The sequence below is a fragment of the Sphingomonas sp. Sphisp66 genome, assembly GCF_047324325.1.
Taxonomy (GTDB): Bacteria; Pseudomonadota; Alphaproteobacteria; order Sphingomonadales; family Sphingomonadaceae; genus Sphingomonas.
In genome coordinates this window covers 4,053,949-4,074,307 of the sequence record NZ_CP168508.1, presented here as the reverse complement: position 1 = coordinate 4,074,307, position 20,359 = coordinate 4,053,949, and the positions used below count along the sequence as shown (strand labels likewise).

Here is a 20,359-nt window from a genome sequence, read left to right as displayed (position 1 = left end):
GCGAGGATGGACGCCGTGACGCACTCGATCTTCGACGATTTCCCGTCGCCTTCCTCCGCCCGGCTGCTCGGCTGGGAGATGAGGGGCTTCGACGCGGAAGCGCGGACGATCGAGATCGGCTTCCAGCTCGATGATCGCTTCCTCAATCCCGCCGGCACGGTGCAGGGCGGGTTCCTGGCGGCGATGCTCGACGATACGCATGGACCCTGCCTGTTCGCGGCGAGCGCGGGCGCGGTCTATGCACCGACGATCGATTTCCATGTCGTGTGCCTGAAGCCGGCGCTGCCCGGGCGCTTCATCGGCAAGGGACGAGTGGTTAGCCTGGGCAAGACGATCGCCGTCACCGAGGCGGAATTGTTCGATGAAGGCGGCAACATGGTCGCCCGCGGCACCTTCACGGGCCGCGTGATGCAGGGCGCGATGGCGCGCCGGGGTGAGAAATGAAGACCACGACCACCACCGAGGAACGTTCCGTCCGCGTGCTGCGTGTCGGCGAGCAGGTGCGCCATATCCTGAGCGAGATCCTGCAGCGCGGCGAGGTGCATGACGATGTGCTGGCCAAGCACATGGTCTCGATCACCGAAGTGCGCATGTCGCCCGACCTGCGCCACGCCACCGTCTTCGTGAAGCCGCTGCTCGGCAAGGACGAGGAAGTGGTGATCAAGGCGCTGCGCACCAACACCGCCTATCTCCAGCGCGAAGTCGCCAATCGAGTGAAGATGAAATATGCGGCGAAGCTCAAGTTCCTGGCGGACGAGAGCTTCGACGAGGGCAGCCATATCGACAAGCTGCTGCGCTCGCCCGAAGTGGCGCGCGATCTGGGCGAGGATGCCGGCGCGGAAGATTGACTTCGGCTTTGGTAAGACGCATCTTACCAGCGTGAATGCAAAAACCACCCTCTCGGCCAAGGGGCAAGTCGTCATCCCGAAGGATATCCGCGACGCCTTGGGCCTCAAGCCGGGACAGGCGTTCGATGTCATCCGGGCTGCGGGGGGCGGCGTTTTGCTACGACCGGCATCGTCCAAGAGCGGTCGCTCCTTCGATGAGATCACTGCGCGCATTCGAGAGATTGCGCCGCCATGGGAAGGCTCGCCGGTTTCCATCAGGGAGATGGATGCTGCCGTCGATCGCATGTTCCGCGAGCGATGGGACAAGAAGTGAGCCGCGCGGTCGATACCAACATCATCATTCGGTACCTGACTCGCGATGATCCGGTGCAGACGCCAATCGCTACCGAGATTCTCCGTGCTGGTTTCCTGTTGAGCGCGACCGTCCTGATCGAGACCGAATGGGTGCTGCGCTCCTTCTATCGCTGGCCGAGAGATCGTATCGCCGAAGCGTTGGCCAGCCTGATCGATCTGCCGTCGGCGGACATCGTTCCTGAAGGTGCCGATTGGGCACTGGCGCGCTTTGCGGATGGCGCGGACCTGGCGGACATGATCCATATCCTTGGTGGCGTTGGCGCGTCCGCCTTTGTCACCTTCGACGATGATATCGCCGGCTATGCAGGTGCCAACAGCCCCCTTCCCATCGAGACCCTCGCGTAAATGGCCAAGCTCTATTTCTACTATGCCTCGATGAACGCGGGCAAATCGACCACGCTGCTGCAGGCCGATTTCAACTATCGCGAGCGCGGCATGCGCACCTTGCTGTTCACCGCCGGCATCCATGACCGCGGCGGCAAGGGCGTGATCGACTCGCGGCTGGGCATCAGCGCGGTGGCGACGCCCTTCGAGGAGGCGACCGATCTGCGGCGCATCGCCGAGGACGAGCATTACAAGTCGCCGCTCGCCTGCATCCTGGTCGACGAAGCGCAGTTCCTTTCCGCGAGCCAGGTCCGTCAGCTCGCCCATCTGGCGGACGAAGTGGGCATCCCGGTGCTCTGCTACGGCCTGCGTACCGATTTCCAGGGCGCGCTGTTTCCCGGCTCGGCCGAGCTGCTCGCGCTCGCCGACTCGCTGGTCGAGATCAAGTCGGTCTGCGAATGCGGGCGCAAGGCGATCATGAACCTGCGCGTTGACGGGCAGGGCAATGCCGTGCGCCAGGGCGAGCAGCGAGAGGTCGGCGGGAACGAGCGCTATGTCGCCTTGTGCCGCCGCCACTTCATGCAGCGTACAGCCTGAGTACAGCCGCAAGTATTATACAAGCCGGCAAGGGAGTGCCCCACATCGGTCTCCGGAAGGAGATGAACCATGTTCCGCAAGACTATCCTCGCCTGCACGCTGCCCGCGCTGTTCCTCGCCACCGCTGCCTCGGCCCAGCAATCGGGCCCGACGCCCGGCCCCAAGTCGGGCGAGCAGGCGACGATCCCGTTCTTCACCCAGAGCGACATCCGCACCTTCGAGCCCACCAACTTCGGCGACGGCGTCTATATCCAGGACGCACGGCGCAACTGGTATTATGTCTCGTTCTTCGGCCGCTGCGACAACCTGCCCTGGTCGATCGGCGTCGGCTTCAAGACTTTCCCGGGCGCCGCGCAGATCGATCGCGGCGATACGATCTTCGCCGGGCGCGAGCGCTGCCAGATCGCCAATATCGTCCATAGCGGCCCGCCTCCGGTGCCGCCCAAGAAGGCGAAGAAGGCCAAGCCGGCCGCCTGATGCTGGCCCTGTGCCCGCGGCTCCGCTAGGGCGCCGCGGATGCATGGCTGGATCATCCTCGACAAACCCCTGGGCCTGGGCTCGACGCAAGGCGTGAGCGCAGTCAAGCGCGCGCTGCGCGACGGCAAGTATGGCAAGTTCAAGGTCGGCCATGGCGGCACGCTCGATCCGCTGGCCACGGGCGTGCTGCCGATCGCGATCGGCGAAGCGACCAAGCTGGCCGGGCGGATGCTCGACAGCGACAAGGTGTACGACTTCACGATCCGCTTCGGCGAGCAGACCGATACGCTGGATCTTGAGGGCAAGGTGGTCGCTACCTCGGAGGTGCGCCCGACGCCCGCCCAGGTCGAGGCGGTGCTGCCGCGCTTCACCGGGCCGATCGAGCAGGTGCCGCCCGCCTATTCGGCGCTCAAGGTCGATGGCGAGCGCGCTTATGATCTGGCGCGGGCGGGGGAAGAGGTGACGCTGGCGAGCCGCGCGGTCACGATCCATTCCCTTCAATTCCTCCCCGAGCTTGTCTCGGGGTGGGGGACCATCGGCGAAGCCGATGGTGGAGGGGCCGGTACAGCCGGTGCTGACGCACCGCCCCTCCACCACGCCGCTGAAGCGGCGCGGTCCCCCTCCCCGAGCGAGCTCGGGGAGGAATTGGATGCGGTCACCCTCACCGCCCATGTCTCCAAGGGCACCTATATCCGCAGCCTCGCGCGCGACATCGCGCTGGCGCTCGGCACCGTCGGCCATGTCACCATGCTGCGCCGGGTGAAGGCCGGTCCCTTCACCCTGGAGTCCGCGATTTCGCTGGACAAACTGGACGAAGCCGCTAAGGGCCGCTCCCTTGAACAACTTCTCCTGCCATTGAGGGCGGGGCTGGACGACATCCCGGCTCTATCCCTCACCCCCGACCAGGCAGGGCTGCTCCGACAGGGGCAGGTTCTGGCCGGGATCGCCAAGGAAGACGGCCAATATTTCGCGTGCCTGGAGGAGACTCCGATCGCGCTGGTGGAGGCTCTATCCGGTGAAATCCGGGTCGTCCGCGGCTTTAATATCTAAGCGATGTCGAAGGAAAGACTATGTCGATCACTGCAGAGCGCAAGGAAGCGCTGATCAAGGAACATGCTCGCGGCGGCACCGACACCGGCAGCCCCGAAGTGCAGGTCGCGATCCTCTCGGAGCGCATCTCGAACCTCACCGAGCACTTCAAGACGCACGCCAAGGACAACCATTCGCGCCGCGGCCTGCTCATGCTGGTCAACAAGCGTCGTAGCCTCCTCGACTATCTGAAGAAGAAGGACGAGGGTCGCTACACCGACCTCATCGCGAAGCTCGGTCTTCGCAAGTAACCGGAAAGGCGGCCTTCGGGTCGCCTTTTTGTCATCCCGGCAGGCCAGTGCCGGCGTCAGGCTCCCACGCAGCGGAGCAGACGGGGGACCGGCAATTCGGCCAGTCCCACGAGCCACGTACGGCTCTCTCCATAGGCCCCCGCTGCATCGGGCAGCGGGTGTGAAGGAAAAACAATGTTCGACAAGAAGACTGTATCGATCGAGTGGGGCGGCAAGACGCTGACTCTCGAAACGGGCAAGGTTGCCCGCCAGGCCGACGGCGCGGTGATCGCGACCCTCGGCGAGACCGTGGTGCTCTGCGCCGTGACGGCCGCGAAGAGCGTGAAGGAAGGCCAGGACTTCTTCCCGCTGACCGTCCATTATCAGGAAAAGTTCAGCGCTGCCGGCCGCATCCCCGGCGGCTTCTTCAAGCGCGAGCGCGGCGCGACCGAGAAGGAGACCCTGGTCTCGCGTCTCATCGACCGCCCGATCCGCCCGCTGTTCCCGGAAGGCTTCTACAACGAGATCAACGCCATCGCTCAGGTGCTGAGCTATGACGGCGAGAACGAGCCCGACATCCTCGCGATGGTCGCCGCTTCGGCCGCGCTCACCATCTCGGGCGTGCCTTTCATGGGCCCGATCGGCGCGGCGCGCGTCGGCTATGTCAACGGCGAGTATGTCCTGAACCCGACCGACGCCCAGGTTGCCGAAGGCGAGCTCGATCTCGTCGTCGCCGCTACCTATGACGCCGTGATGATGGTCGAATCGGAAGCCAAGGAGCTTTCGGAAGAGATCATGCTCGGTGCCGTGCTGTTCGCGCACGACGCCTGCCGCGAGATCGTCAAGGCGATCGTCAAGCTCGCCGAGCAGGCTGCCAAGGATCCGTGGGAAGTCGCGTCGTCGGACGACAACGCCAAGCTCAAGGCCTCGATCAAGAAGCTGATCGGCAAGGACATCACCGCCGCCTACAAGCTGACCGACAAGTCGGCCCGCTCGAACGCGCTGAACGAAGCGCGCGCGAAGGCGAAGGCGCAGTTCACCGCCGACGGCCTCTCGCCCCAGGAAGTCATGGCCGGCATCAAGCTGACCAAGAAGCTGGAAGCCGAGATCGTCCGCACCGCCATCCTCAAGGACGGCAAGCGCATCGACGGCCGCACCACCACGCAGATCCGCCCGATCGAGGCGGAGACGCACTTCCTGCCCCGTGCGCACGGCTCGGCCCTGTTCACCCGCGGCGAGACCCAGACGATTGCGACCGCGACGCTGGGCACCAAGGACGCCGAGCAGATGATCGACGGCCTGGGTGGCCTGTCGTACCAGAACTTCATGCTGCACTATAACTTCCCGCCCTACTCGGTCGGTGAAGTCGGCCGCTTCGGTGCGCCGGGCCGCCGCGAAGTCGGTCACGGCAAGCTCGCCTGGCGCGCGCTGCACCCGGTGCTGCCGTCGAAGGAGGACTTCCCCTACACGATCCGCCTGACCAGCGACATCACCGAGTCGAACGGCTCGTCGTCGATGGCGTCGGTCTGCGGCGGCAGCCTTGCGATGATGGACGCCGGCGTGCCGATCAAGCGCCCGGTCTCGGGCATCGCCATGGGCCTGATCCTCGAAGGCAAGGACTATGCGATCCTGTCGGACATCCTGGGTGACGAAGATCACCTCGGCGACATGGACTTCAAGGTGGCGGGCACGTCCGAAGGCATCACCACGATGCAGATGGACATCAAGATCGCCGGCATCACCAAGGAGATTTTCGAGGCCGCGCTGAACCAGGCCAAGGACGGTCGCGCCCACATCCTGGGCGAGATGAACAAGGCCCTGTCGGCGACCCGCTCCGAGCTGTCGGCGCATGCACCGCGCATCGAGACCTTCACGATCGACAAGTCGAAGATCCGTGACGTGATCGGCACCGGCGGCAAGGTGATCCGCGAGATCGTCGCCACCACCGGCGCCAAGGTCGACATCGACGACGAGGGCGTGATCAAGGTTTCGTCGTCGGACGTCTCGCAGATCGAAGCCGCGATCAACTGGATCAAGGGCATCGTCGAAGAGGCCGAGGTCGGCAAGATCTACAATGGCAAGGTCGTGAACCTCGTCGATTTCGGCGCCTTCGTGAACTTCATGGGCGGCAAGGACGGTCTCGTCCACGTCTCGGAGATCAAGAACGAGCGCGTCGAGAAGGTCTCGGACGTCCTGAGCGAAGGCCAGGAAGTCAAGGTCAAGGTCCTCGAGATCGATCCGCGCGGCAAGGTCCGCCTGTCGATGCGCGTCGTCGACCAGGAGACCGGCGAAGAGCTGGAAGACACCCGCCCGGCGCGCGAGCCGCGCGAGGGTGGCGATCGTGGCCCGCGTGGTGACCGCGGTGATCGTGGCGACCGTCGTCGCGATGGCGGCCGTGGCGGCGACCGTGACCGTGGTCCGCGCCGCGAGGGCGGTGACCGCGGCGATCGTGGTCCGCGCGGCGAAGGCGGCGATCGCGGCCCGCGTAGCGGTGACCGTGGCCCGCGCCGCGAGCGCTCGGAGTCGAAGGACGAGGGCGGCGAGGACATCGGCCTGCCGGCGTTCCTCACCGGCAGCGACGACTGATCGTCAGCAGTAAATCTGCGGAATAATGAAGGGGTCCGGGAAACCGGGCCCCTTCTTTTATTTCCGGGCAAGACGAAAGTTCATCCCGCTACAGATGCATGAAAAATTCACTGGACCGATGAACTACGCGTTTCTATCCGGCCAGCATCGCCTGCTTTCAAAGGAGAGGGGCGATCAGTTCTTGCGTTCGCTAGGAACTTAAAAGGGGGACTTCATGAACAAGTTTTTCGCGGCTGCGGCTGCCACGCTTCTGCTCGCGCCGATTTCGGCTTTCGCGCAGGACGAGGCGCCCGCGCATGACTTTGCCGGCCCGCGCATCGAGGCGCGCCTCGGCTATGAGACGCCGACGGTCAGCGATGGCAGCGGCGGCATCTGGAAGATCGGCAGCGCCGTTTCCTATGGCGGCGAGATCGGCGTCGATGTGCGCGCGGGCAAGAATGTCGTGGTCGGCCCCTATGCCAATTACGAATTCTCGAGCGTCTCGCTGTGCGACGGCGGCATCTGCCTCGAAGAGACCGGCAACCTCAGCGTCGGTGGCCGGCTGGGCGTGGTCGTCGGCGACAAGTCGCTGGTCTATGTGAAGGCCGGCTATGCGAGCATGACGCTCAAGGGCACCCTGGGTGGCCAGTCGGATTCGGAGAGCAAGGGCGGCGTGCAGGGCTCGATCGGCTTCGAGTTCGGCCTGGGCAAGAAGGCCTATGCCTTCCTCGACGCCAGCTATGCCGACTACGGCAAGTTCTACGCCATCAACCTGCAGCGCCGTCAGGTCGCGGGTGGCGTCGGCATCCGCTTCTGATCGACCCGCTCGATTGCATGCGAAGGGGCGTCCGGCGACGGGCGCCCCTTTTCATTGGCATTTCCCGCGCCCGTCTGGGAAGATGGCCGCGCCGCCTTGTTCTGGATCAGCGCATCAAGGGCCGCGGTGCGCTATTCTCGGCGGCAGGCAAGGGTTGGGGCGATGACACGGGCCCATGGCGATGTGCGGTGGCTGGAAAGCCTGCCGATCCTGCGGGACCGGCCATGGCTGCAGCTCGGCCTGACGCTGGCGATCACCGGCGTCGCGCTGCTGCTCCGGCTCGCGATCGGGCGCTTCCTGCCGCCCGGCCTGCCCTATGCGACCTTCTTCCCCGCGGTGATCGTCATCGCCTTCCTGTTCGGCGCGCGGCCAGGGCTGCTGGCGGCGGTGCTGGGCGGGATCCTCGGCTGGGTGCTCTTCATCCGCGATCCGTTCGATGCGCCGGTGCCCGGCATGGCACCCTCGCTGCTGCTCTACGTCACCGCGGATGCGCTGATCCTGCTGCTGTTCCACTGGATGCAGACGGCGACCGCCAGCCTGGTCGAGCAGCGCGAACGCAACCACAAGCTCGCCGAGACGCGGACCCTGCTGTTCCACGAGTTGCAGCACCGCGTATCGAACAACCTGCAGGTCGCCGCCGGGCTGCTCGCGCTGCAGAAGCGCCATGTCGAGGATCCCGAGGCCCAGGCCGCGCTCGACGAAGCGGTGCGGCGGATCGGGACGATCGGACGGATCAGCCGCCAGCTCTATCGTTCCGACGGCCGCGCGCGGGACATGCGCGCGCTGCTCGCGCCGCTGATCGAGAATGTGATCGAGGCCAATGGCAAGCCGGTCGAAGTGGCGATCGAGGACCCGGACGCGCTCCAGCTCGCGCCCGACGCCGCGGTGCCGGTGGCGCTGATCGTCGCCGAGGCCGTGGCCAACGCGATCGAGCATGGCTTTGCCGGACGCGACGAGGGCCGCGTCGCGATCCGATGCCTGAAGCTGGAAGCCGGCTTCGTCATCGAGATCGAGGATGACGGGCAGGGGCTGCGCGAGGCATTCGACATCACCCGCCACGCCAGCCTGGGCCTGCACATCGCCGCGACGCTGGCGGGCCAGCTCGGCGGCCGCTTCGAGATGGAGGCGCTGCCCGGCGGCGCGCTCGCCCGGCTGACCGCGCCGGACGGCTAGGGCGCGCGGTAGCGCAGCGCCTCGACGATCGCCGCAAAGGCCGGGGTCGGCTGGCGGCGGCTGGGGTAGAAGAGGTGATAGCCCTCGAAGGGTGGCGACCATTCCTCGAGCACGGCCTCGAGCGTGTCGTCCTCCAGCTGCGCGCGGATCAGGTCGACCATCAGATAGGCGATGCCGAACCCGTCGAGCGCGGCGTCGCGGCACTGGTAGATGGTGTTGAAGGTCAGCTGCCCGTCGACGCGCACGCGCTGCGCCCGGCCGTTCCGCTCGAACTCCCAGGCATAGAGGCCGCCATAGGTGGGCAGGCGCAGGTTGATGCAGCAATGCTCGGCCAGGTCCTGCGGCACGCGCGGGCGGCCGCGCCGGGCGAAATAGTCGGGCGTCGCCACCGCCAGCATCCGCACCGGCGGGCCGATCGGCACCGCGATCATGTCCTTGTCGATGCTCTCGCCCAGCCGCACGCCCGCGTCGAACTTCTCGGCGACGATGTCGGTCAGCCGGTAATCGGCCTCGATCTCCACCTTGATGTCCGGATGCTCGGCCAGCACGCCGCGCAGCCGGGGCCAAAGCACCGTCCGGAGCGAGAACTCGTCGGCGGTGATGCGGATATTGCCGGCCGGGCGCTCGCGCAGATCGTTGAGCGCGGCGACATGCGTCTCGATCTCGTCGAGATGGAAGGCGACCGAGCGCAGCATCCGCTCGCCCGCCTCGGTGGGGGTGACGCTGCGCGTGGTGCGGTTGAGCAGGCGGACACCCAGCCGCTCCTCCAGCGCGCGCATGCAATGGCTGAGCGCAGAGGGGGTGATGCCCAGCCGCGCCGCGGCCCGGGTGAAGCTCTTCTCGCGCGCCACCGCGACAAAGGCGGAGAGGTCGGCGAGGTCCTGTCGGTTCATTGCTGAAAATTACTCATAAACGCGTTCAGATTACAGCCCCTAATCGGGCGGCTTATCCGGCCTATCTCTCCTGCGCACGGGGCATCCCAATCTCAGGAAGACAGATATGCAGAAGCGCATTCTCGGCAGCGGGCTGGAAGTCTCGGCCATCGGCTATGGCTGCATGGGCCTGGACTTCGCCTATGGCAGCAAGCTGAGCCCGGACGAGGCCAATGCCCTGCTCCGCGCCGCGGTCGAACGCGGGGTCACCTTTTTCGACACCGCCGAAGTCTATGGCCCCTTCACCAATGAAGGCCTGGTCGGCGCGGCGCTACGCCCGGTGCGCGACCAGGTGGTGATCGCCACCAAGTTCGGCTTCAACATCGTGGACGGCGTGCAGCAGCCGGGGCTGAACAGCCGGCCCGAGCATATCCGCGCGGTCGCCGATGCCTCGCTCCAGCGGCTCGGCATCGAGCAGATCGACCTGTTCTACCAGCACCGCGTCGATCCCGACGTGCCGATCGAGGAGGTCGCGGGCACGGTCCGCGCGCTGATCGCGGAGGGCAAGGTGAAGCATTTCGGCCTGTCCGAGCCGAGCGCCGAGACGGCGCGCCGTGCACATGCCGTCCAGCCGGTCACGGCGATCCAGAACGAATATTCGCTGTGGACCCGCGGCGTCGAGACCAACGGCATCTTTGACGTCTGCGAGGAGCTGGGCATCGGCCTGGTGCCCTACAGCCCGCTCGGGCGCGGCTTCCTCACCGGCGCGATGAGCCAGGATACCGGCTTCGCGGCGGGAGACTTCCGCAGCAAGCTGCCGCGCTTCACGCCCGAGGCGATGGCGAAGAACCAGGCGCTGGTCGATCTGCTCAAGCGCATCGCCGCGGACAAGCGGGGCACGCCGGCCCAGGTCGCGCTTGCCTGGATCCTTGCCCAGAAGCCCTGGATCGTGCCGATCCCCGGCACCACCAAACTCCACCGGCTCGAGGAGAATCTCGGTGCGGCGGACCTGGTGCTCACCCCCGAGGACCTTGCCGGCATCGCCGCCGCGCTCGCCGAAATCGATGTCGAGGGCGAGCGCTATCCCGAGCAGCTGATGTCCACCGTCGGCCGCTGACCTTCCCTTCCCAACATTCCAAGCAAACAGGGACCAACATGACCACCCAAGCCAAGGCCTATGCCGCCCAGTCGGCCACCACGCCGCTCGCCCCCTTCACCTTCGAGCGCCGCGACCTGCTGCCCGACGACGTCTCGATCGACATCCTGTTCTGCGGCGTCTGCCATTCGGACCTGCACACCGCGCGCAGCGAATGGGACGGCACGCTGTTCCCCTGCGTGCCCGGCCACGAGATCGTCGGCCGTGTCACCGCGGTGGGCGGCGACGTCACCAGGTTCGCGGTCGGCGACCTGGTCGGCGTCGGCTGCATGGTCGACAGCTGCGGCCATTGCCCGTCCTGCGACGCGGGCGAGGAGCAATATTGCGAGACCACCGGCCTGGTCGGCACCTATAACGGCCCGGACACGGTGCTCGGCGGCCACACCTTTGGCGGCTATTCGGACCATATCGTCGTCAAGGAGAGCTTCGTCCTGAAGGTCGGCCATGACGAGAAGGACCTGGCCGCGGTCGCGCCCTTGCTCTGTGCCGGCATCACCACCTATTCGCCGCTGCGCCACTGGAATGCGGGCCCGGGCAAGAAGGTCGGCGTGGTCGGCATCGGCGGCCTGGGCCACATGGGTATCAAGATCGCCGCGGCGATGGGTGCGCATGTCGTCGCCTTCACCACTTCGCCCTCCAAGATCGAGGACGCGAAGAAGCTCGGCGCGCACGAAGTGATCGTCTCGCGCGATGCCGATCAGATGGCGGCGCACGCCAACAGCTTCGACTTCATCCTCGATACCGTGGCAGCGAGCCATGACCTCGACGCGCTGACCGGCCTGCTCAAGCGCGACGGCACGCTCACCCTGGTCGGCGTGCCCGAGCATGCCCATCCCTCGCCCAACGTCGCCAACCTGGTGTTCAAGCGCCGCTCGATCGCCGGCTCGCTGATCGGCGGCATCGCCGAGACGCAGGAGATGCTCGATTTCTGCAACACGCACGGCATCACCGCGGACATCGAGATGATCCGCATGGACGAGATCGAGACGGCTTATGACCGGATGGTGAAGAGCGACGTGAAGTACCGCTTCGTCATCGACATGGCGTCACTGAAGCAGGAAGGCTGAGGGCGCCAGACGGCGTCCTCCCCCGGGGCCGGCGCGTCGCCGCCGGCTGCCGGCCACCGGCGCCGTGGCTTCCCTGCGGGGAAGCCGCGGCGGCCGCGCACCTTCGGCGACCATCGCCGAGGCGATCATCCCGAAGGCGATGAGTGCGGTCACTTTATGGGCTTGCCGGTCCATGTGCGCACGAAAGCACGCGCCGGGCGCCCGCGACATTCGGGGGATCGCCGCTCCGGGTTCGCCCTTGCGGGATAGCGCTTAAGTAGAAGGGGAAGTGGGGAGCTTCTGTTGCCCGGTGCTCCCCGTACCGCTGGATTCCCCTTCTGTTGCCCGGTGGGGTCCAACCGCGCATTTTAGAATAACCTTAAGCCGTTAGGCCTTGGGGTTACGCCGCAATAGCGAGTGCTTCGTTATCGTTGGCACTTGTGTTTCAGACCGTCACAGTGGCCCAGGCTGAGAGATAGATAGCGCTTTTCAACACACGTCGATCCTAGTTCGGCCCCGTCAGCAACTGCCTTAAGCAGGTAGCTGGTGGTGGAGCCGCCGGGTACCGCCCCCGGGTCCGCTGCGCCTATTGCACGCCTTCGTTTATCCCCATAGCCGACCGAAGCCGGCAAAACCCATATAGGGGCGGAATCGATTAATGAAAAGGTCAGGTGAAGATAGCTAAGGCCTTCACAGTGCCGCAAACACTTGGCATGGACATTTTCGAACCATGTTGACCCAGCGTTCCCGCTACGCCCTTCGCGCGATGCTCTTCCTGGCCGGCCAGCCGGCGGCAGGCGCGCCCACGCCGATGAACCGCATCGCCGCCGAGGCGAACGTGCCCCGCAAGTTCCTCGAGCTGATCCTAGCCGACCTGCGCGAGGCGGGTTTCCTCAGCTCGACGCGCGGCAAGGCCGGCGGCTATCGCCTGGCACGGCCCAAGCACCTCATTTCGCTCGGCGAGATCATCCGGGTGATCGAGGGGCCATTGGCGCTGGTCCCCTGTGTCAGCCGTACCGCCTATCGCCCGTGCAACGACTGCAAGGACGAGGCGAGCTGCGCCATCCGCCATGCGATGGCGCGTGTGCGCGACGAGACCGCCCGCATCCTCGACGGCACCAGCCTTGCGGATGCCATCGCCGAGGATCTCGCCGCGGCCTGAGGGCCGGGCACGCTGCTTGCAATGTAGGATTTTGTCTGGCGTGGTCGTCGCATGACGTCCACCAGCCCCTTGCCGCGTTTTCAGCCGGCAAGGGGAGGCGCGGGCAAAGTGAAACGATTTGCCGCGACTCCCTTCACTTTGGACTCAGGCGGCGTTCTTCTTCTTCAGCTCGTCGCGGATCTCGCGCAGCAGCGTCACATCGGCCGGCTCGGCGGGCGCGGCTTCGTCCGGCTTGGGGATCACGCGGTTCACCGCGCGCACCAGCAGGAAGATGATGAAGGCGACGATCACGAAGTTCACCGCCGCGGTGATGAAGGCGCCATAGCCGAACAGCGGCACGCCGGCCTTCTTCAGCGCGGCATAGTCGGTCGATCCGGCCAGCGCGGCTGGCACCGGACCCAGCGCGATGAAGTAGCTCGAGAAGTCGAGCCCGCCGAAGATCTTGCCGATCAGCGGCATCAGCAAATCGTCGGTCAGCGAGCTGACGATCTTGCTGAACGCCGCGCCGATGATCACCGCCACGGCCAGGTCGAGCACGTTGCCGCGCGAAATGAACGCCTTGAATTCCTTGAACATCCCAGGGTCTCCCACCAGCTGCCGCCCGGGCGCGGCATCGCCGCCATGATGCACGCATGCGGCGCCCGCGCCAATCCGCACCGTCCGATTTCGCTTTCGGAGCCCGGTGTTGCGACTGTATAAGACACTTCGAACCAGATCCGGAGGATCCTGACGTGATGAAGTTTCGTGCTCTTGTTGCCCTTGCCGCCGCTGCCATGCTCGCCGGCTGCGGGATCAACAGCGTGCCCACGGCGGAAGAGAATGCGAAGGCGAAGTTCGCCACCTATCAGCAGGCGCTTCAGCGTCGCGCCGATCTGCTGCCGAATCTCGCGGCAACGGTGAAGGGTTCGGCGGAGTTCGAGAAGAGCACGCAGGTCGGCGTGGCCGAGGCACGCGCCAAGACCGGTTCGGTCCAGCTCACTGCCAACGATCTCACCGATCCCGCCAAGGTCCAGGCCTATGGCGCCGCGCAGGCCGCGGCGAGCGCTGCACTGACCCGCATCATCACCGAAGCACCGCCCCAGGTCCGCTCGACCGAGAATTTCGGCAAGCTCCAGGATCAGATCGAAGGTGCGGAGAATCGGATCTGGGTGGCGGTCAACGACTACAACAAGTCGGTGCAGGAGTATAACACCCGCATTCGCACCTTCCCGGACGCGATCGGCGCGAAGATCTTCTACGGCGCCAAGCCCATGACCCAGCTGCAGGCGCGCGCGGGTGTCGAGACGCCGCCGAAGATCGATTTCAGCGGGAACAGCAACTGATCCCGATCCGGCCGGAGCGCTGAACATGCTTCGCTATCTGCTGGCCTTGCTCCTGCTCGCCGTTCCGGTGGCGGCAGGGGCCCAGCCCAATTTCCCCAAGCTCACGGGCCGGGTGGTCGACGACGCGCATTTGCTGTCGCCGGCCCAGGTCGCCCAGCTCACCCAGCTTTCGGATGACGTCCAGAAGGCCTCCACCCGGCAGCTGGTCGTCGCCACTATCCCCGATCTTCAAGGCTATGACATCGCCGATTACGGCTATCAGCTCGGCCGAGCCTGGGGGATCGGGCAGAAGGACGCCAATAACGGCATCCTCCTCATCGTCGCGCCCAAGGAGCGCAAGGTGCGGATCGAGGTCGGCTATGGCCTCGAGCCGATCATGACTGACGGGCTCTCCAGCCAGATCATCAGCGGGACGATCATCCCCCGCTTCAAGGCCGACGACATGCCCGGCGGCATCGTGGCGGGCGCGCAGGCGATCGCCGAGCAGATGAAACTGCCTCTGGAGGTCGCCGAGCAGCGTGCCCAGCAGCAACAGGCCAAGGTCACCCAGAAGCGCCAGAAGAGCAATGGTGGCTTCCCGATCGGCCTGGTCTTCTGGGGCATCATCTTCCTGTTCGTGATCCTGCCGATGCTTGGTGCCGGTTTAGGCCGGCGCAAGCGGCGCGGTCCCTGGGATCGGCGCTATCGCAGCGACGACAGCGGCGTCCTGCCGATCATCCTCTGGTCGATCGCCAACGAGATCGGCAACCGTGCCAGCCGTGGTGGCGGCAGCAGCTGGGGCGGCGGGGGCGGCAGCGACTGGGGCGGTGGCGGCGGAGGTGGCGGAGGCTTCTCCGGCGGCGGCGGATCGTTCGGGGGCGGCGGCGCCTCGGGGAGCTGGTGAGATGCGATTGACCGATCAGGACCGCGCGGCCGTCACGGCTGCCGTCACTGCCGCCGAGCTTACCACCAATGGCGAGATCGTCACCGTCGTCGCCGGGCGCTCGGATCCCTATCACGACGTCGCCTTGCATTGGGCGGTGCTGGCGATGCTGCTCGTCCTCGCGTTGCTCGCCTGGCAGCCCTGGCCGGCCGAATGGCTCCATTCGCGCTTCATCGACAGCTGGGCGCAGGCCGTGCCGGCACGCTGGTACCTCACCATCGCGCTGGTGCTGATGGCGGCGACCTTCCTGGCCGTGCGCGTCCTGCTTGCGCTCGACGCGCTGCGGCTGTTCCTCACCCCTGGCGCCACCAAGACCCGCCGGGTGCATCGCCGGGCGCTCGAGCTGTTCCGCGCCGCCGCCGAGAAGCGCACCCGCGGATCGACCGGCGTGCTGGTCTATCTCAGTCTCGCCGAGCACCGCGCCGAGATCATCGCCGACGCGGCGATCCATTCGAAGGTGACCGCCGATGTCTGGGGCGCGGCGATGGCGGCGCTGATCGGCGGGGTGAAGCGCGGCGAGGCGGGCGAGGGCATGGCCGAGGCGGTGCGCCAGATCGGCCTGGTCCTGGCCGAGCATTTCCCACGCAGCGAGGACGATGTGAACGAACTTCCCGACCGGGTGATCGAACTGTGAACGACATGGACGAAGAGATTGCCTGGGCCGGCAAGTGGATCACCGCCAAGCGGCGGGGCAAGTGGGAATATGTCTCGCGCGCCCGCAACATCCGCGCCGCGGTGATCGTCGCGATCGACGACGAGGATCATGTCCTGCTCGTCGACCAGTACCGGGTGCCGCTCGGCAAGCGCTGCCTCGAGCTGCCCGCCGGGCTGATCGGCGACGAGGCCGGGCGCGAGAATGACAGCCCGTTCGAAGCCGCGCGCCGCGAACTGATCGAGGAGACCGGCTATGACAGCGCCGTGATCGAGGATATCGGCGAATATCATTCCTCGCCCGGTCTGGTCAGCGAGAGCTTCACCCTGGTCCGCGCGCGCGGGCTCACCAAGGTGGGCGAGGGCGGCGGGCTGGAGGACGAGGACATCATCGTCCACCGCGTGCCGCGCGCCGAACTCCCCGCCTTCGTCGCGGCGAAGCGCGCCGAAGGGCTGGCGATCGACGTGAAGCTGTTGCTGCTGCTGTCGGGGGCGCTGCTGGGAGTTTGAACCCGCTGTTTGTTCTCCGGCGGAAGCCGGGGCCCAGGGTTTCTCCGCCGTGTCGCTTGTGACTCTGGGCCCGGGCTTTCGCCGGGGAACAGGAGATCAATACTGCTTAGCGGAAATTGTCCGCATAGGCCTGCAGCTTGAGCTTGCGCTCCGGCGCCGCGACCACGTGGAAGGCAAGGCCCTCACGCTCGGCATAGCCGGTGGCGGCCTCGAGCGTCGGAAAGCTCATGCGCAGCTGCGTGGCGGTCGCGTCGCCGCCGGCCCAACCGGTCAGCGGATCGGCCTGTTGCTGGCGCGCCGGCTCGAACTCGAGGATCCAGCTCGTCGTGCGTGCGCGGCCCGACTGCATGGCGTTCTTGGGCTTCTGGTAGATGCGAGCGGTCTTGGTCATGGTCAGTCCCTTTAACGCGGCCCGGCGCCCCTTGCATCTGCCTTTTTTGTCCGGAGCGTCGCCGATGCCGAGGCGGGATCCTCGGGCCAGGGATGGCGGGGATAGCGCCCGCGCATCTCCTTGGCGACCGCGGCCCAGCTCCCCTTCCAGAAGCCGGGCAGGTCGCGCGTCGTCTGGATTGGTCGTCCGGCCGGCGAAGTGAGGCTCAGCACCAGCGGCGTGCCGTCGCCTAGCGTCGGATGCGTGCCCAGCCCGTACAGCGCCTGCACCCGCACCTCGACCGTCGGCCCGCCCTCGGCGGCATAGTCGATCGCATAAGTCGAGCCCTCGGGAGTCTCGAAGCGGGCAGGGGCCAGGCGGTCGAGCGCCTTCTGCCCGTCCCAGCCGAGCAAATTGTTGAGCGCATTGGTCAGTCCCTCGATCGCATCGAGCCGGCGCTTGCCGGCGAGCAGCCCCGGCAGCCATTCGTCCAACTCGGCGAGCAGCCGAGCGTCGGACAGCGACTCGTTGCCGGCATAGGCGGCGCGGGTGCGCAGCGCGCTTGCGGTGTCGGACCATGGCAGCAGATCGAGGCCGTGCTCGCGCACGCCCTCGAGCAGCGCCTTCTCGATCTCGGCCGGGTTGGCCGCCGAATCGGGGCCGCTCGACAGGCGGATCGCGCCGAGCCGGCGTTCGCGCAGCGCTTCGATTCGCCCGCTGCCGGGATCGAAGCGGACGCTGCGGCGCGTCTCGATCCGGTCGGCGAACAGCGATTCGACTTCGGCCGGGTCGATCGGCGCGGCGGAGAGGATGCGTGCGCCTGCGGCCATGCCCTGCGTCTCGGCGACCGCCAGCCATTCGGCGCGGGCGAGCGAGGAGGTCGGGTCGAGCTTGAACCCGCGCCCGCCGGCCGAAGCCCAGGTCTCGCCACTGGCGTCGCGGCGTTTGGCGATACGATCGGGAAAGGCGAGGGCGACGCAGGGGGCGACATCTTCAAAGCCCTCTCCCCTCCGGGGAGAGGGTTGGGAGAGGGGCAATGTGGAGAGTTCGCGGCTCATGCCCCTCTCCCCGGCCCTCTCCCCAGAGGGGAGAGGGAGAATTTTCGCCCAGCGTTGCGCCAGACGCCGGGCATTCTCCGCCCTCGGCCCGCGTTCGTTCCGCCAACGGCGCAGGCGCAATTCCAAATCCGGGTCGTTGCCGCCCAATCCGCGCTCGCCGAGCAGCACCGCGATCTCCGCCGCGGTCTTCGCCATGCCGCGCTCGCCCGCCCGCACCAGCATATGGCCGAGCCGGGGCGGCAGCGGCAGGCCGGCGATCGCCTTGCCATGCGCGGTCGGGCGACCGTCTTCGTCCAGCGCTTCGAGCGTGCCCAGCCGCTTGCGCGCTTCGGAGATCGCGGCTTCGGGCGGCGGGTCCAACCAATTGAGATCGCGCGGATCGCTTACGCCCCATAGCGCGCAGTCGAGCACCAGCGCCGAGAGATCGGCCTCCAATATCTCGGGCGGATCGAAGCGCGGCAGGCCGGCGGTCGCCGCTTCCTCCCACAACCGATAGGCGACGCCCGGCCCCTGGCGTGCGGCGCGACCGGCGCGCTGGGTCACCGATGCCTGGCTCGCCCGCTCGGTGACCAGCCGGGTCATCCCGGCGGCGCGGTCGTAGCGCGGCCGGCGGGCGAGGCCCGAATCGACCACGATACGGATTCCCTCAAGGGTCAGCGAGGTTTCGGCGATGGACGTCGCCAGAACGATCTTTCGCCGGCCCTGCGGATCGGGGGTGATCGCGGCGCGCTGGGCGCCTGGCTCGAGCGAGCCGTGCAGCTTGTGGACCACTGCACCCGGCACGTCGCCGATCCGCTCGGCGGTGCGCTCGATCTCGGCAACGCCGGGCAGGAAGGCGAGCACCCCGCCCTCGGCATCGCGCAGTGCGGCGCGGATCGCCGCCGCCATCGAATCCTCGATCCGTGCCTCGGCGGCGCGGCCGATATGGCGCAGCTCGAGCGGCCAGCTGCGGCCCTCGCTCTCGATTACGGGCGCGCCGCCCATCAGGTCGGAGAAGCGCGCGCCGTCGAGCGTCGCCGACATCGCCACCAGCCGCAGGTCGGGGCGCAGCGCCGCCTGGGCGTCGAGCGCCAGCGCCAGGCCGAAATCACTGTCGAGGCTGCGCTCATGGACTTCGTCGAACAGCACGGCGGAGACGCCGGCCAGCTCGGGGTCGGCCTGAATGCGATTGACGAAGATGCCCTCGGTGACCACCGTCACCCGCGTCGCCGCCGAGCGCTTGCTGTCCATCCGGGTCGCATAGCCAAAGGTCTGGCCGACATTCTCGCCCGCCAGCGCCGCCATCCGCTCGCCCGCCGCGCGTGCCGCGAGCCTGCGCGGGGAGAGCAGCAGCACCTCGCCGGTGCACCAGGCCTCGCCGAGCAGCGCCGGCGCCACCGCCGTGGTCTTGCCCGCGCCCGGTGGCGCGACCAGCACGGCGTTGCTTCCTGCCCGCAGCTGGGCAAGCAGATCGGGTAAAACGACATGGATCGGCAGCGAGTCATTCATTGCGCGCAACCAATTCCCTGAAGCCGGGTTAGGCGCAAGCAAAGCCTATGGAGTGAAGACATGGCGAGAACCCTGGCACAGTTCAGCATCACCCCCGACAGCGACGGCGACTACACGCTCCATCTCGAGGACGACGATGGCGAGACGCTGGAATTCACCGCCAGCTTCGAGCAGCTCGACCTGATCACCGAAGCGATCGAGGAAGTGCTCGACGAGGACGAGGAAGACGCGCTCACCGCGGATGACGACGACGATGAGCCGTCGGACGACGAATAGGGGTCAGTAAGCGCGGGCGACCGCGAACTCTACCGCCTCGATCATCGCATCCTTGGCCGCGCCTGCCGCAAAGCCGCCCAGTGCGTCGATCGCGCGCTGGCCGTAATGGCGGGCGCGGGCAAGCGTGTCGTCGACCGAGCGGCTCGCCTGGACCAGGCGGATCGCCTCGGCGAAATCCTCGTCCGAATTGCGGTGGCCGGTGATCGCCGCCTTCCAGAAGGCGCGTGCGCTCTCGTCGCCCCGGGCATAAGCGAGGATGACCGGCAGGGTCATCTTGCCTTCGCGGAAATCGTCGCCGGCGTCCTTGCCCATCGTGCCCGCGTCCGAGACATAATCGATCGCGTCGTCGACCAGCTGGAAGGCAATGCCGAGGTTGCGGCCATAGGCGTCGAGCGCCAGTTCCTCGGCCTCCGAGCGCTCGGCGACCACCGCGGCGATGCGGCAGGCGGCGGCGAACAGCGCGGCGGTCTTGGCGCCGATGATGTCGAGATAGCGTTCCTCGCCCAGGTCGAGCCGGCGCACCGCGGTGAGCTGGTTGACCTCGCCCTCGGCGATCACGGCGCTGGCGTTGCTGAGGATGTGGAGCGCTTTCAGGCTCTCGCTCTCGACCATCAGCTCGAACGACTTGGAGAACAGGAAGTCGCCGACCAGCACGCTCGCCGGGTTGCCCCAGATGATGTTGGCGGTGCGGCGGCCGCGGCGCAGGTCCGAGCCGTCGACGACATCGTCATGGAGCAGCGTGGCGGTGTGGATGAACTCCACCGCGGCGGCGAGCCGGTGATGGCGGGTGCCGGGATAGCCGAGCAGCTTGGCGCTCGCCAGCGTGAGCATCGGCCGCATCCGCTTGCCGCCGCCGGCGATCAGGTGACCGGCCAGCTCGGGGATCAGCGGAATCTCGGACTTCATCCGATCAAGGATCACCGCGTTCACGAGGTTCATGTCGTGCGCGACCAGCGCCATCATCGGATCGAGCGAGGGGGCGGGGCCGCCGCCGAGGCGATGGAGGGTGGCGCTCATATGCGAAAGCCTCTGGCGGGTGCGGCGCACAAAGG

24 protein-coding genes and 1 other RNA gene are annotated in these 20,359 nt (G+C 67.0%); 19 read left to right on the top strand and 6 right to left on the bottom strand.

What is annotated here, in order from left to right:
• Window positions 1-15: 15 nt before the first annotated feature.
• The 11 genes from ACEN8G_RS18570 to ACEN8G_RS18520 all read left to right on the top strand — a co-directional run bounded on the left by ACEN8G_RS18570 (window position 16) and on the right by ACEN8G_RS18520 (window position 8,474).
• Window positions 16-444 (top strand): PaaI family thioesterase, encoded by a 429-nt coding sequence (locus ACEN8G_RS18570; RefSeq protein ID WP_413416774.1) that lies wholly within the window; start codon window positions 16-18, stop codon window positions 442-444.
• Window positions 441-848: a 30S ribosome-binding factor RbfA gene (rbfA, locus tag ACEN8G_RS18565; protein ID WP_413416772.1), complete on the top strand. Its 408-nt coding sequence runs from the start codon at window positions 441-443 to the stop codon at window positions 846-848. Before ACEN8G_RS18570 ends, rbfA begins: the two co-directional genes overlap by 4 nt.
• 31 nt (window positions 849-879) lie before the next feature.
• Window positions 880-1,161, top strand: a complete 282-nt coding sequence (locus tag ACEN8G_RS18560; protein WP_413416770.1) for an AbrB/MazE/SpoVT family DNA-binding domain-containing protein — start codon at window positions 880-882, stop codon at window positions 1,159-1,161.
• Window positions 1,158-1,547: a type II toxin-antitoxin system VapC family toxin gene (locus ACEN8G_RS18555; protein WP_413416768.1), complete on the top strand. Its 390-nt coding sequence runs from the start codon at window positions 1,158-1,160 to the stop codon at window positions 1,545-1,547. Before ACEN8G_RS18560 ends, ACEN8G_RS18555 begins: the two co-directional genes overlap by 4 nt.
• Window positions 1,548-2,123, top strand: a complete 576-nt coding sequence (locus ACEN8G_RS18550; protein ID WP_413416766.1) for a thymidine kinase — start codon at window positions 1,548-1,550, stop codon at window positions 2,121-2,123.
• A gap of 69 nt (window positions 2,124-2,192) precedes the next feature.
• On the top strand, window positions 2,193-2,600 hold the full coding sequence (locus ACEN8G_RS18545; protein ID WP_413416764.1) for a hypothetical protein: 408 nt from the start codon (window positions 2,193-2,195) through the stop codon (window positions 2,598-2,600).
• 39 nt (window positions 2,601-2,639) lie between these two features.
• Window positions 2,640-3,650 (top strand): tRNA pseudouridine(55) synthase TruB, encoded by a 1,011-nt coding sequence (truB, locus tag ACEN8G_RS18540; RefSeq protein ID WP_413416762.1) that lies wholly within the window; start codon window positions 2,640-2,642, stop codon window positions 3,648-3,650.
• A gap of 20 nt (window positions 3,651-3,670) precedes the next feature.
• Entirely contained in the window at window positions 3,671-3,940 is a 270-nt protein-coding gene (gene rpsO / locus ACEN8G_RS18535; protein ID WP_180143619.1) for a 30S ribosomal protein S15, read from the top strand.
• Window positions 3,941-4,114: 174 nt separating this feature from the next.
• The gene (pnp, locus tag ACEN8G_RS18530; RefSeq protein WP_413416760.1) at window positions 4,115-6,505 is read left to right on the top strand and encodes a polyribonucleotide nucleotidyltransferase; all 2,391 of its coding nucleotides are present in this window, start codon (window positions 4,115-4,117) and stop codon (window positions 6,503-6,505) included.
• A 214-nt stretch (window positions 6,506-6,719) separates the two neighbouring features.
• On the top strand, window positions 6,720-7,301 hold the full coding sequence (locus ACEN8G_RS18525) for an outer membrane beta-barrel protein (protein ID WP_413416758.1): 582 nt from the start codon (window positions 6,720-6,722) through the stop codon (window positions 7,299-7,301).
• A gap of 162 nt (window positions 7,302-7,463) precedes the next feature.
• Window positions 7,464-8,474: a sensor histidine kinase gene (locus ACEN8G_RS18520; RefSeq protein WP_413416756.1), complete on the top strand. Its 1,011-nt coding sequence runs from the start codon at window positions 7,464-7,466 to the stop codon at window positions 8,472-8,474.
• Here the strand turns inward: ACEN8G_RS18520 and ACEN8G_RS18515 are convergent.
• The gene (locus tag ACEN8G_RS18515; protein ID WP_413416754.1) at window positions 8,471-9,367 is read right to left on the bottom strand and encodes a LysR family transcriptional regulator; all 897 of its coding nucleotides are present in this window, start codon (window positions 9,365-9,367) and stop codon (window positions 8,471-8,473) included. The genes ACEN8G_RS18520 and ACEN8G_RS18515 overlap by 4 nt on opposite strands.
• Before the next feature lie 106 nt (window positions 9,368-9,473).
• Between ACEN8G_RS18515 and ACEN8G_RS18510 the strand changes: the two genes are divergently transcribed.
• Window positions 9,474-10,463: an aldo/keto reductase gene (locus tag ACEN8G_RS18510; RefSeq protein WP_413416753.1), complete on the top strand. Its 990-nt coding sequence runs from the start codon at window positions 9,474-9,476 to the stop codon at window positions 10,461-10,463.
• Between the two features lie 38 nt (window positions 10,464-10,501).
• A complete protein-coding gene (locus ACEN8G_RS18505; protein WP_307117109.1) occupies window positions 10,502-11,569 on the top strand; it encodes an NAD(P)-dependent alcohol dehydrogenase in 1,068 nt (355 codons plus the stop codon).
• 267 nt (window positions 11,570-11,836) lie between these two features.
• Here the strand turns inward: ACEN8G_RS18505 and ssrA are convergent.
• Window positions 11,837-12,217: a transfer-messenger RNA gene (gene ssrA, locus ACEN8G_RS18500) on the bottom strand.
• Between the two features lie 61 nt (window positions 12,218-12,278).
• Here ssrA and ACEN8G_RS18495 point away from each other — a divergent pair.
• Complete coding sequence (locus ACEN8G_RS18495) at window positions 12,279-12,710, top strand: RrF2 family transcriptional regulator (protein ID WP_413419261.1); 432 nt, start codon at window positions 12,279-12,281, stop codon at window positions 12,708-12,710.
• A gap of 144 nt (window positions 12,711-12,854) precedes the next feature.
• Here the strand turns inward: ACEN8G_RS18495 and mscL are convergent, their stop codons facing one another.
• A complete protein-coding gene (mscL, locus tag ACEN8G_RS18490) occupies window positions 12,855-13,286 on the bottom strand; it encodes a large conductance mechanosensitive channel protein MscL (RefSeq protein ID WP_413419259.1) in 432 nt (143 codons plus the stop codon).
• 158 nt (window positions 13,287-13,444) lie between these two features.
• On the opposite strand from mscL, the gene ACEN8G_RS18485 reads away from it, so the two are divergent.
• From ACEN8G_RS18485 to ACEN8G_RS18470, 4 genes are read left to right on the top strand one after another with little or no spacing between them, the layout of a single operon-like run.
• On the top strand, window positions 13,445-14,032 hold the full coding sequence (locus ACEN8G_RS18485; RefSeq protein ID WP_413419257.1) for a LemA family protein: 588 nt from the start codon (window positions 13,445-13,447) through the stop codon (window positions 14,030-14,032).
• Window positions 14,033-14,057: 25 nt separating this feature from the next.
• On the top strand, window positions 14,058-14,915 hold the full coding sequence (locus ACEN8G_RS18480) for a TPM domain-containing protein (RefSeq protein WP_413740661.1): 858 nt from the start codon (window positions 14,058-14,060) through the stop codon (window positions 14,913-14,915).
• Window position 14,916: 1 nt separating this feature from the next.
• On the top strand, window positions 14,917-15,588 hold the full coding sequence (locus ACEN8G_RS18475) for a TPM domain-containing protein (protein WP_413419410.1): 672 nt from the start codon (window positions 14,917-14,919) through the stop codon (window positions 15,586-15,588).
• Between the two features lie 5 nt (window positions 15,589-15,593).
• Entirely contained in the window at window positions 15,594-16,115 is a 522-nt protein-coding gene (locus tag ACEN8G_RS18470; RefSeq protein WP_413419407.1) for an NUDIX hydrolase, read from the top strand.
• A 106-nt stretch (window positions 16,116-16,221) separates the two neighbouring features.
• Here ACEN8G_RS18470 and ACEN8G_RS18465 read toward each other — a convergent pair whose 3' ends face one another.
• Both ACEN8G_RS18465 and hrpB read right to left on the bottom strand, forming a co-directional pair.
• Window positions 16,222-16,506 carry an NADH dehydrogenase ubiquinone Fe-S protein 4 gene (locus ACEN8G_RS18465; protein WP_277766998.1) on the bottom strand — a complete coding sequence of 95 codons (285 nt, stop codon included), beginning with the start codon at window positions 16,504-16,506 and terminating at the stop codon, window positions 16,222-16,224.
• A gap of 11 nt (window positions 16,507-16,517) precedes the next feature.
• A complete protein-coding gene (gene hrpB, locus ACEN8G_RS18460) occupies window positions 16,518-19,031 on the bottom strand; it encodes an ATP-dependent helicase HrpB (protein ID WP_413417650.1) in 2,514 nt (837 codons plus the stop codon).
• A 60-nt stretch (window positions 19,032-19,091) separates the two neighbouring features.
• Between hrpB and ACEN8G_RS18455 the strand changes: the two genes are divergently transcribed.
• Window positions 19,092-19,307 (top strand): hypothetical protein, encoded by a 216-nt coding sequence (locus ACEN8G_RS18455; RefSeq protein ID WP_413417648.1) that lies wholly within the window; start codon window positions 19,092-19,094, stop codon window positions 19,305-19,307.
• Between the two features lie 3 nt (window positions 19,308-19,310).
• On the opposite strand, the gene ACEN8G_RS18450 is transcribed toward ACEN8G_RS18455, so the two are convergent.
• Window positions 19,311-20,324: a polyprenyl synthetase family protein gene (locus ACEN8G_RS18450; RefSeq protein ID WP_183999413.1), complete on the bottom strand. Its 1,014-nt coding sequence runs from the start codon at window positions 20,322-20,324 to the stop codon at window positions 19,311-19,313.
• Window positions 20,325-20,359 lie beyond the last annotated feature (35 nt).